11 protein-coding genes are annotated in these 11,488 nt (G+C 54.1%); 2 read left to right on the forward strand and 9 right to left on the reverse strand.

Translation table 11 applies throughout. The features are described from left to right. Nucleotides 1-14: 14 nt before the first annotated feature. The 9 genes from ylqF to R2K26_RS06735 all read right to left on the reverse strand — a co-directional run bounded on the left by ylqF (nucleotide 15) and on the right by R2K26_RS06735 (nucleotide 8,652). Complete coding sequence (ylqF, locus tag R2K26_RS06695; protein WP_316519322.1) at nucleotides 15-902, reverse strand: ribosome biogenesis GTPase YlqF; 888 nt, start codon at nucleotides 900-902, stop codon at nucleotides 15-17. A gap of 29 nt (nucleotides 903-931) precedes the next feature. Continuing rightward, a complete protein-coding gene (gene lepB, locus R2K26_RS06700; RefSeq protein WP_316519323.1) occupies nucleotides 932-1,468 on the reverse strand; it encodes a signal peptidase I in 537 nt (178 codons plus the stop codon). A gap of 139 nt (nucleotides 1,469-1,607) precedes the next feature. Continuing rightward, on the reverse strand, nucleotides 1,608-1,952 hold the full coding sequence (gene rplS / locus R2K26_RS06705; protein ID WP_316519324.1) for a 50S ribosomal protein L19: 345 nt from the start codon (nucleotides 1,950-1,952) through the stop codon (nucleotides 1,608-1,610). Nucleotides 1,953-2,211: 259 nt separating this feature from the next. Next, nucleotides 2,212-2,865 carry a TIGR03936 family radical SAM-associated protein gene (locus R2K26_RS06710; RefSeq protein ID WP_176821376.1) on the reverse strand — a complete coding sequence of 218 codons (654 nt, stop codon included), beginning with the start codon at nucleotides 2,863-2,865 and terminating at the stop codon, nucleotides 2,212-2,214. Next, nucleotides 2,849-4,696, reverse strand: coding sequence for a TIGR03960 family B12-binding radical SAM protein (locus tag R2K26_RS06715; protein WP_316519325.1), 1,848 nt, complete (start codon nucleotides 4,694-4,696; stop codon nucleotides 2,849-2,851). Before R2K26_RS06715 ends, R2K26_RS06710 begins: the two co-directional genes overlap by 17 nt. A gap of 68 nt (nucleotides 4,697-4,764) precedes the next feature. Next, a complete protein-coding gene (locus R2K26_RS06720) occupies nucleotides 4,765-5,352 on the reverse strand; it encodes a M50 family metallopeptidase (RefSeq protein ID WP_316519326.1) in 588 nt (195 codons plus the stop codon). Then, nucleotides 5,333-5,620, reverse strand: a complete 288-nt coding sequence (locus tag R2K26_RS06725) for a hypothetical protein (RefSeq protein ID WP_316519327.1) — start codon at nucleotides 5,618-5,620, stop codon at nucleotides 5,333-5,335. Before R2K26_RS06725 ends, R2K26_RS06720 begins: the two co-directional genes overlap by 20 nt. Nucleotides 5,621-5,631: 11 nt before the next feature. After that, complete coding sequence (gene spoIVA, locus R2K26_RS06730) at nucleotides 5,632-7,107, reverse strand: stage IV sporulation protein A (protein WP_316519337.1); 1,476 nt, start codon at nucleotides 7,105-7,107, stop codon at nucleotides 5,632-5,634. Between the two features lie 21 nt (nucleotides 7,108-7,128). Further along, the gene (locus R2K26_RS06735; RefSeq protein WP_316519328.1) at nucleotides 7,129-8,652 is read right to left on the reverse strand and encodes a DUF3794 domain-containing protein; all 1,524 of its coding nucleotides are present in this window, start codon (nucleotides 8,650-8,652) and stop codon (nucleotides 7,129-7,131) included. A gap of 170 nt (nucleotides 8,653-8,822) precedes the next feature. On the opposite strand from R2K26_RS06735, the gene R2K26_RS06740 reads away from it, so the two are divergent. Then, nucleotides 8,823-9,380: a TetR/AcrR family transcriptional regulator C-terminal domain-containing protein gene (locus R2K26_RS06740; protein WP_316519329.1), complete on the forward strand. Its 558-nt coding sequence runs from the start codon at nucleotides 8,823-8,825 to the stop codon at nucleotides 9,378-9,380. 203 nt (nucleotides 9,381-9,583) lie between these two features. Continuing rightward, nucleotides 9,584-11,359, forward strand: coding sequence for an oleate hydratase (locus R2K26_RS06745; protein WP_316519330.1), 1,776 nt, complete (start codon nucleotides 9,584-9,586; stop codon nucleotides 11,357-11,359). Nucleotides 11,360-11,488: the final 129 nt, after the last annotated feature.

An 11,488-nucleotide genomic window follows, 5' to 3' on the forward strand; every position in this document is an offset into this window, starting at 1 on the left:
TTTCCTTTCCGATATTACTTTAACGGGCGGCCGACAGGCTCTAATGTGATGCGCCCGAGCTTACCGCCGCGGTATTCGTCCAACACGTTCACGGCTGCGCGCTCGGTATCGATTTCGCCGCCGGAAATGAGCATACCGCGCTTTCTGCCGATGCGCTCCAGAATTTCGTGGCCCTTAAGTTCTTCTTCGGGACGAATATCCGTTTTATAGCGCGTGTTGACGGCTTCGGGATATAAGTCCTGCAAAAGCTCCAACAGGCGGTAAGAAAGTCCCTCAATGTCGAGAATTTCGTCGCGCACGGCACCGGTGAACGCCAAATGTTCGCCGACGACCGGATCTTCAAACTTCGGCCACAGCACGCCCGGTGTATCGAGCAGCTCGAGACCCTTGCCAATCGTGAACCACTGGTTGCGGCGCGTCACGCCCGGTTTATCCTGCACGGCAGCTTTGCCTGCGTTGCCGCCCTTACAAAGGCGGTTGATGAGCGACGATTTGCCAACATTCGGCACACCGACGACCATGATGCGGATGGGTCTGCCCACCATGCCCTTGCGTTCCCACGCAGCAATCTGCTCACGCAGGATGTTTTTGATTTCCGGCAGCAGGCGGTTTAGGCCCTTGCCGGTCTTGCAGTCGATCGGGATGGCGACAGTTTTATGCTGTTTAAAATAATCCACCCACTCCGCCGTGCGGGCGGGATCTGCCATATCGGATTTATTCAGCAGCACGATTTTGGGCTTATTGCCGATGATACTTTTCAGCACCGGGTTGCGGCTGCTGACGGGGATGCGGGCATCGATAAGCTCCGCGACAATATCCACAAGCTTTAAGCTGCTTTGGATGGCGCGGCGCGTTTTCGCCATGTGGCCCGGAAACCACTGTACCGATTGTACTTCACTCATACTGTATCCTCTCTGGGTATCTTGTTTTCTTAGTTGTTTTCATTCGTTTTCACAAAACCGAAGCGATCGAACGGGTAAAGCGTGAACACGGCTTCGCCCATGATATGGCGCGTGTCGATCATGCCGATCTCCGCATAACGGCTGTCCCTTGATACGGTTCGGTTATCGCCCAAAACGAACACGCAGCCCTTCGGCACGGTCTGCGGGAACACGAGCGCTTCATATCCGTCATACGGGTGGAACGTGATGCCGTTTTCAATGCCGAACTGCGTTTCGTTCAGCGCTTCGCCGTCGATATACACGGTGCCGGTGTCATAATCGATATCGACCGTTTGCCCCTCCGTTGCGATGACGCGCTTGATGATGGGCTCCTCCAAAACGTTCGTGACAACGACCACGGTGCCCTGCTCGATGTCGTGCCCGAGGTTCGTGACGACGACCTTTTCGCCCTCTACAAAATTCGGCAGCATCGACTTGCCCGTGACGGTAACAACACGGAACAGGAATGTGAACACAAGGATAACGGCCACAAGCGCAAAGACGATCTCCTCCAACCATTCGTACATGGAGCGGACGCCTTTAGACGCGGTTTTGATGTTTTTTTCCATGCAGCTTTCACCAATTTCTGTTTTTACAGTGTATTATTTCTATATAAAGTAAAAAAGGGACAAAGCATTGCCCCTTTTACTCCGTTTGCTATTCGATTTAGCGAACCTGGCTCTTGACCTTAGCAGCCTTACCGACGCGGTCACGCAGATAGTAGAGCTTTGCGCGGCGAACACGGCCCTTACGGACAACCGTGATGTTCTTTACGTTCGGGGAATGCAGCGGGAATACACGCTCCACGCCTACGCCGTAGGAAACGCGGCGAACCGTGAAGGTCTCGCCTACACCGGAACCCTTGCGGGCAATAACTGTGCCTTCGAACTGCTGAATTCTTTCACGCTCACCCTCGCGGATGTTTACGTCGATACGGATGGTATCGCCAACGTTGAACTCAGGTGCCTGCTCCTTAACGGAATCGGCAGCAATAAGCTTTAATGCGTCCATTTGATCTTCCTCCTGATAATTTTTCAGACATTCATGCGGTACGCGCCGCAGAGGACTGTCCGCTTCAATGACGCGGTTTGCACCGTGCATTGATCCCCATTGGCAGCGTTTGAGGGCCAACGGATTTCAAATGCTTAAATAGTTTATCACAACATGCGGAAAAAAGCAAGTGTTTTTTAACGGAAACCCGCACAAAGATCGCGAAAAAATGCAGATAAACTGCGCATTACGCGAAAAACAGACGTGATTTTCCGCCGTTTTACTTAAATTCGCGGAACGCGCTGTCGAAAAGCCGTGTGCGCTCCACGCGGACAAGCAACTCGCGGTTCAATACGCGCTCTGCGGCGTCCACAAAGAGCGTCGGGTTAATACCGCCCTGGTTGCCCGCGGGCAGGCGCACCGTCATTTCAAGGCAGTTTGGTTTTTCTTCAAACGTCATGTTTTCAAAGTACGGCTTGATATCGACGATCTTTTCGCCCTTTTTGGAGTGCTTCTTTACCGTAAGCTCCGGCTCGGCAAGCACGCGCTGCATCTCGCTTTTTTCAAACGCCGGGTCTTCGCACTCCAGACGCAGGATGTACTCGGCGTTTGCGACATCGTTGCCCTTCATTTCGGGTTCCGTCACCGCCCACACGCGGATATCATGCGGCAAGCCAGCGTTCAATTTTTCGATGAGCTCCGGATACGGCATGTCCTCGATGAGGCGAATGTCCATTGATTCGTGACGGCCTTCAAAGCCGAGCGAAAGCGGGGCCGCGAACGTCAAGAACACGTGCGGGTTAAAGCCCTCCGTGTACCACAGCGGCAGCTTTGCTTTGTGGAACGCGCGGGACATGCAGCGGTTTAAATCCAGGTGCGAAATGTACCGTGCCGTGCCGGTTTTGGAAAACCAGACTCTAACATCTTTTCTCAACGCAAAGACCTCCTTTAAAGCAGGCTGCACCGCAAGCAGAGCATTTTTCGCGGCAGTTCGGCGTCGTCTCAGACGCATAGGCACGCTTACATTCCTCGATGAGAAATTCCTTTTTAATGCCGTAATCGAGGTGATCCCATGGGAAGACCTCATCAAAGCTGCGCCGGCGGTTTGCGTAAAACGCGGGGTCTATGCCGAGATCTTTAAAGACCTGCATCCACGCGTCAAAATCGAAGCAGTCCGCCCAGCCGTCAAAGCGCATGCCGCGCTTATGGGCCTCCAGAATAACGGCGTTCAGTTTGCGGTCACCGCGCGCGAACACGGCTTCGAGAAAACTTGTTTCCGCGCCGTGGTAGTTGACTGTAAGCTTACGGGAGAATGTGGACTCGCGCAGGAGCTTCTGCTTTCTCTCGAGCATTTCGATGGTATCCTGCCCGAACCACTGGAACGGCGTGAACGGCTTCGGCACGAATGCCGCGGCGCTGACCGTAACGGCGACCTTTCTGCCTTTCTGACGGTTTTCCGTCTCGTAGTACCAATCGACAACCTTCTGACCGAGACCCGGAATGCCCACGACGTCTTCATCGGTCTCGGTCGGCAGGCCGATCATAAAATAGAGCTTCACCTTCGACCAACCGTTGTTGAACGCAATCTGCACGGTGCGCTTGAGCTCTTCTTCCGTGACGTTTTTGTTGATGACGTCACGCATGCGCTGCGTGCCGGCTTCCGGCGCGAACGTCAGACCGCTTTTGCGCACGGACGCAATTTTATCGATGAGCTCCGTGGAGAAGTTATCGACGCGCAGGGACGGCAGAGAAACGCTGACACGCTCGTCCTCCGACCACGTGTGCAGCGTGTCGAGCAGCTCGAAAAGTCGGCTGTAATCGCTGGTGCTGAGCGAGGAAAGGGAGATTTCATCGTAGCCGGTCGTTTCACACAACCGCTTTGCCTGCCGGTTGATGGTTTCCACGCTCTTTTCGCGGAACGGGCGATAGAGGAAGCCTGCCTGGCAGAAGCGGCAGCCGCGAATGCACCCGCGCAGCACTTCAACGACGGCGCGGTCGTGCACGATGTCGAGAAACGGCACAACGAAATTTTCCGGGAAATACATGTTGTCCACATCGTTGCAGACGCGCTTGCGAATAGTCTTCGGCACGCCGGCGTGCGGGATATAGGCTTTCACGGTGCCGTCTTCGTTGTATTCCACATCGTAAAGCGACGGCACGTACACGCCTTCAATCTGCGCCGCTTCCATTAAGAATTCCTGCTTCGTTTTGCCCTCTTTGCGGCACTTGCGGAACAGCTCAATGACCTCCAAATCCACCTCTTCGCCATCACCGAGGAACAGAATGTCAAAGAAATCCGCGATGGGCTCCGGGTTGCAGGCGCACGGGCCGCCGCCGACCACGATGTTTTTGAGTTCCGTGCGGTCGCGGCTCAAAAGCGGCACGCCGGAAAGCTTTAACATATTGAGGATGTTTGTGAAGCTCAGCTCATATTGCAGCGTAAAGCCGATGAAATCGAACTCGCTGACGGAGTCGCCGCTCTCTAAGCCGTAGAGCGGAATGTCGTTTTCGATCATCGCCTGCTCCATGTCGATCCACGGCGCAAACACGCGCTCGCACCAAATGTAATCGACGTTATTGAAGATCGAATACAGAATCTTGATGCCGAGGTGTGACATGCCGATCTCATACGTATCGGGAAAGCAGAACGCAAAGCGTACGTCCACGTCCTCTTTATTTTTAATGACCGAATTCAGCTCGCCGCCGACGTAACGTCCCGGCTTCTGCACCTTCGGCAGGATCTTGTCCAGTTTTTTATTCAGCATAAAATTACCTTTCGTTTTGACCTTTGCATAACTTATCTATTTTATTATAACCGAACAGCGGGGGAATTTCAACACATGTTCCCCCGCTGTTTCAGAATTAAGTAAAATAAGATGTAAACCGCCAAAAACAAAAGCGTAAAGTTGTAGCCCGTAGAAATCAAAACCGAAAACCCGAGCGTGCCGAAGGTAAGCGCCAGAAGGACGGACGACACGGTTATTGTGCGCTCGGCCGTTTTTTCACTAAATGTGCCGCGCAGCAGACAGTAAAGCGCGGTGCCGCCGTCCAACGGTACGGCGGGCAGCACGTGGAACGCGAACAGCGTGAGCTGCACGGCAGAATAGACGCGCGGCAGCGGCAAAAGCAGCAGGAAGCTAAGTAGATTTGCAAGCGGTCCCGCAAGCGACACGACGGCGCGGCGAAAATCGCCGACGCTTGCCGTCTCCCCCGCCATGTGAATGCCGAGCGCGCCGAACGTGACCGATTTGATCTGCATGCCGCACAGCTTTGCTGCCAGAATGTGCCCTGTCTCATGCACCGCCACCGCCAAAAGCGCGGGCAGCACATGCACACTGCCGTCTAATGTGAGCAGCACGGCCAGCGCCGCAAAAAAGCCGAAGCGCAGCGTGAGTACCGTATTATGAATGCGGAACGTCATCCTGCAAAATCAAAACAGAGCGGTTCAGCTCCGCATCGTATTTGGCACGCAGCTCGCCGTATAGCTCCGGCAGAAAGCCGCGCAGAAAAAACGCCGCAAGCAAAATGAGCACGCACACAAGCGTTTGGAACACGGTAAGGCAAAAGCCGCCGCTTATGGCTTTCTTTGCGGCGGCTCTGTCCTTCGGCACTTGCGCTTCTGTTTCGGCAGGTATCGGCTCGGACGGCTTTTCCTCGTCGTTTGGCGTAGGCGCTTCGTAAAACTGCATGGTTCCCTCCGCTACAAAATGATGCAGATAAGCCCGTTGCAGCCATCGTTGATGATGCGCTCAATGGTCTCTCGCACCTTGCCGCGCGCATCCTCCGGCATTCGGGCGAGCTTATTGTGCATGCCCTCGTTCACAAGCTCATGCAGCGATTTGCCGAAAATGTTGGAGCCCCAGATCTGCGACGGATTTTCCTCAAATTCTTTCAGCAAGTACAGCACAAGATCTTCGGACTGCTGCTCCGAGCCGACGATGGGCGTAACCTCCGTGCGGATGCATGTGCGCATCATATGGATGGACGGTGCGGCCGCTTTCAGGCGAATGCCGAACTTGCCGTTCTGCTTGATGATCTCCGGCTCCTCGAGCGTCAGCTCCTCCATATCGGGCATGACGATGCCGTAACCCGTCTGCATCACGTCGTCGTAGGCGCTTTGCAGCTTTGCGAATTTCTTTTTGATCTCGTTCATCTCGATGAGCTTTGTGAGCAGGGCGGTTTCGTCTGCAACCTCCATGCCGGTCTTTTCGCCGAGAATTTTGAAAAACAGCGACGGCATGGGGGTAAGCTCCAGCACGCACGCGCCGCTGCCGAGATCCATGCGCGCGCAACGGGCGGTTTTGAGGTCCTCGCATGCGGCGAGACTACCCGAGACCTGCTGCACCTCGCAGACCCTATGGATATCGCATGCGCCTTTCAGGGTATCGAAAATCTCTTTTTTGAGCCAGTGGTCATCGTCAAGATCGATGATCCAGCCGGGAATGTCGAGTCGAATTTCCCGTACGGGGAACTGATATAAAAGCTTCCCCAAAATGCCCTGAATGTCCTGCTCCGTGATGTCCATACAGTTCACGGGCAGAACCGGCACGTTATAACGCTCGGAAAGCTCGTTTGCAAGCGCACGGGCTTCGTTCGTATTCGGGTAAACGCAGTTTAAAAGCACAATGTACGGGCGGTTCGTGGACTTTAATTCTGCAATGACACGCGCTTCCGCTTCCTCGTATTCCTCGCGCGGTATGTCGCTGATGCTTCCGTCCGTCGTGATGACGAGCCCGATGGTCGAATGCTCCGTGATCACCTTCTGCGTACCGATCTCCGCCGCCATGTTGAACGGGATGGGGTCTTCAAACCACGGTGTGCGCACCATGCGCGGCTGCTCCTCTTCTATGTATCCAAGGGCGCTCGGCACGATGAAGCCCACGCAGTCGATGAGCCGCACCTTAAACTCCGCCGTATCATCCATTTTTACGGTGACGGCCTGCTCAGGGATAAACTTTGGCTCGGTCGTCATGATGGTTCGGCCCGAGGCGGACTGCGGCAACTCGTCGACGGCACGGTCGCGCGCGGCCTCATCTTCGATGTTCGGGATGACCGTCGTATCCATAAATTTCTTGATGAAGGTCGATTTGCCCGTGCGCACAGGACCGACGACGCCGATATAAATTTCGCCGTTCGTGCGCGACTGCATATCTTTATATACGCTGAATGCTTCCATAGCCATATCCTTTCCGCTGTCTTATTTTCGGCAGATGATCACGGGGCGGTCTTCGCTCAAAACGTCTTCCATACAGTCGTTATGCGTGCGGATGGCGCTGACGCGGGCGTGATAGCGTTTTGCGATGTCCCAGACCTTTTCGCCGCTTGAAGCATAATACACCGCCGCGCAGCAGGGCTCCGGCTCGGTGGTCTCATCGAGCTCCGCGCTTTCGAGTGACCGCGCGGCGTATACCACGCGCACCTGTTCTTCCATGCGCAGCTCTGCGGTGCACTCCACCGTGCTGCTGTCCGTAATGACATACTGCACAGATGTAATCTCGCCGCGCACACTGCGGCGTCCGACGATTTCTGCGGTATGGACATCGGTGAAATCGAGCATGCGCTCCGTGTAGGCAATCTGCTTCTCTTTCGTGCGGTATAAAAGGCACACGGTGAATTTGCCGCGCACGGCAGCGTTTTCTTTTTCGGTAAACGCCGTCAGCGTGAGGCCCTCACACCAAATGTCGAGCACCTGCTCGAGGTCGTTTTCGGGAACGGGTACGTTCTCCTTCACGCGCACGCTGCGCGGCGGCAGCACCTCACAGCGCTCCAGCGAGAGATTCTTGTATTTCGCCGCCCACGCGCCCTTTATGGAATACGCGTCGCACACGGTGCGCACGGTACACGACTTTGTAAACTGCACGCAGAATGTGGGCTTTAGGTAAAGATTCAGCACGGTATACTCGCCCACGCTGTCCTCACGCGGCTGTACGGTGCATTCGCCGCCAAGCACGGAGATTTGTACGGTGCAGTCCTCCCCCGCGCCGGCGCACTCCACTGTCTGCGTAAACGGCAATATACACGAAAAGCGCTCCGGCATGGCGGTATCGGAAAACGTGCGGTATAAGATTTCCACACACGCCTTTCCCGTGACGACCGCGCCGCCCGCCTGTGGCTGCACCGTATCGATCTGATACCGCACACTGCAGCGCAAAACGGTCTCAATAGGCGACTTACCGTTTGGCAGCTCTGCGTTCTGCTCCAAAATAAATGCGTGCATCACGCAGCCTACGGCGCGGGTAACATCGTATTCTTCGCACTTTGTTTCCACACGGTCATCCGAAATGCAGTCTGCAATTTCAAGCTGCCGCACGGCGTAAGCGCGCACGGAAAGTCCCAAAGTGATGTGCAGATCGACCCTGCGGGCGTTCATGGCGCGGCAGGTCATGTGCTGCACGAACGGCTCCGCTTCCGCCGTCACGTTTTCCGCCTGTGCACGCAGCCGCACCGAACAGGTGAACTCTTTTTTCGTATCAAATCCGCGCACGCAGCCGCCTTTTGCATCAAGATATAAAACATGCATGGAAGCGCAGCCGTCGATCGTAAGGCTGTCCCCTGCCGTCGAAACGGACGTGACCTCCGGTGTGACGATACACTTTAAAATCTTCTGGATATCCGCACAGTAATCCGGCAGGGTGTATTCCGTATCTACGGGACACTCCTGCACGCCGTCAAAAATCTGTTCAAAGCCCTCATAGCGCTCTGTGTTTGTTTCCATCCGCATAAGCTCTGTAACCTTCCTTTCGCTGCCCTTTGTTTCGCTACATTGTATGAGCGGAAAGCGGACAATATGACCGCCCCTTTAAACGGAAAGTTCACAGTCTGTTCCTTGAAATTAAGGACCTTTCGTGGTATATTCGTGTAGAAGAAAGAAAAAACTGCCGGAGGTTTGCTATGTCTCAGGTCACAAAGCGTGCGCTTGTCGCTTCGCTTAAAAATCAGTTGCTTAAAAAGCCGCTCGATAAAGTCACCATCAGCGATATTACAGATGACTGCGGCATCAGCCGCATGACGTTTTACTATCACTTTAAGGATATTTACGACCTCATTGAATGGGCATTTGAGGAAGAAGCCAGTCGCATTTTGGAGGGCAAAAAGGACTACGATACTTGGCAGCAAGGCTACCTGCGCATTTTTGAAGATTTGAACGCAAACAAACCGTTCATCATGAATGTTTACCGTTCCATCAGCCGTGAAAAGGTGGAAAACTACCTGTACCGCATCACCTATGATCTTCTTATACACGTGATAAACGAAAAAGCCAAAGGCATGAACGTGCGCGACGAAGACAGGAAATTCCTTGCAAATTTCTATAAATATGCCTTTGTGGGGCTTGTGTTGGACTGGATCAAGCACGACATGAAGGATGACCCAAATATAATCGTCGCCGATCTTTCCGTTGCAATACACGGCAGTGTCTCTGCCGCGCTGGAACGGTACAGAAACGCTTAAATTTGAAATCATACGGGCAGCGCTGTTTGAGAATATGGCGCTGCCCTTTTTTATCAAAACGCCGTTCGTGATAAAAATTTATACGCATTTGCCGCCGTGTTTAAAAACTGAACACGGCGGCTTTTCTGTATATTGTTTCGCACAAAAAGACATGCTAAGATGTAGACACAAAAACAAAAGAAACACTTTAGGAGGTTTTTTATATGTATTATGCAAGCGGCAACTATGAAGCATTTGCAAGACCGAAGAAGCCGGAGGGCGTAGACCAAAAATCGGCGTATATCGTCGGCAGCGGTCTGGCAGCCCTTACAGCAGCGTGCTACCTGGTGCGCGACGGCCAGATGAAAGGCGAGCATGTGCACATCCTCGAAAAAGAGCAGCTCGCAGGCGGTGCATGCGACGGCTGGAAGTTTGAAAACGTCGGCTACGTGATGCGTGGCGGCCGTGAAATGGACAACCACTTTGAAGTCATGTGGGACCTGTTCCGTTCCATTCCGTCCATGGAGACCGAGGGCGTTTCCGTTTTGGACGAATACTATTGGCTTAACAAAGAAGACCCGAACTACTCCCTGTGCCGCGCGACCGTGAACCGCGGCGAGGACGCCCACACGGACGGTAAGTTTGATATTTCCGATAAGGGCGCTATGGAGATCATGAAGCTGTTCTTCACGCCGAACGAAGACTTGCAGGACAAGCGCATTACGGACGTATTCGACGACGAGGTGCTGAACTCCAACTTCTGGCTCTACTGGCGCACGATGTTCGCCTTTGAAAACTGGCACTCCGCACTCGAAATGAAGCTGTACATTCAGCGCTTTATCCACCACATCGGCGGTCTGCCGGATTTCAAGGCACTGCGCTTTACAAAGTACAACCAGTATGAGTCCATGATTCTGCCGATGGTGAAGTATCTTGAAAGCTACGGCGTGCAGTTTCACTTCGGCGTGAAGGTCACAAACGTCGAGTTTGACTGTAACGAACAGCGCAAGCTTGCAACGCGCATCGACACGCTGCGCGACGGCAAGGAAGAGCACATCGACCTCACCGAAAACGACCTTGTGTTCATCACGAACGGCGGCTGCGTGGAGAATTCCTCTATCGGTGACCAGAACACGCCGGCTAAGTTCAATACCGAAATCCGCGAGAGCGGCGGCTGGGATATGTGGCGCAAAATTGCCGCGCAAGACTCCTCTTTCGGTCACCCGGATAAGTTCTGCAGCGATCCTGAGCAGACGAACTGGATGAGCGCCACCGTTGAGACGCTTGACGACCGCATCATTCCGTATATCAAGAACATCTGCAAGCGCGACCCGTTCACCGGCAAGGTCGTCACCGGCGGCATTGTTTCCGTAAAGGACTCCTCCTGGCTTTTAAGCTGGACCATCAACCGCCAGCCGCAGTTCAAAGCACAGCCGAAGGGTCACTGCCTTGTGTGGGTCTATGGCCTGTTCTCCGACAAGCCCGGCGATTACGTCAAAAAGCCGATGCGCGAGTGCACCGGCAAGGAGATCTACATGGAATGGCTGTATCACATCGGTGTACCGGAGGATCAGATTGAAGAGCTTGCGGAGACAAGCGCCAACACCGTGCCGTGCATGATGCCGTATATCACCGCATTCTTCATGCCTCGCGCATACGGTGACCGCCCGGACGTTGTGCCTGCGGGCGCTGTGAACTTCGCGTTCCTCGGTCAGTTCGCCGAAACGAAGCGCGACACCATTTTCACGACGGAATATTCCATGCGTACCGGCATGGAGGCCGTATACACGCTACTGAACGTAGACCGTGGCGTGCCGGAGGTCTGGGGCAGCGTATACGATTTACGCGCACTGCTTGATGCCACCGTTAAACTCCGCGACGGCAAGAAAGTGACCGATATGGACCTCGGCCTCATCGAGCGCCTTGTTCTGAAAGAAGCGCTGAAGAAAATTGAGCATACGGACATTGAAAAGCTGCTCAAGGAATATAACGTGATCTAAGCTTTCCTAAGGCAGCACCGCACAATTGCTGAGGCAAGCGCTGTCGAATCACCCATCAGGCAGGAAACCATAGGCTTCCCGGCGCATTTCTTCGCGAGAGCGCACAACTTCAAGCCGCCAGGCAGGGCC

The organism is Neglectibacter sp. CSJ-5 (genome assembly GCF_032490475.1).
GTDB lineage: Bacteria > Bacillota > Clostridia > Oscillospirales > Acutalibacteraceae > Hominenteromicrobium > Hominenteromicrobium mulieris.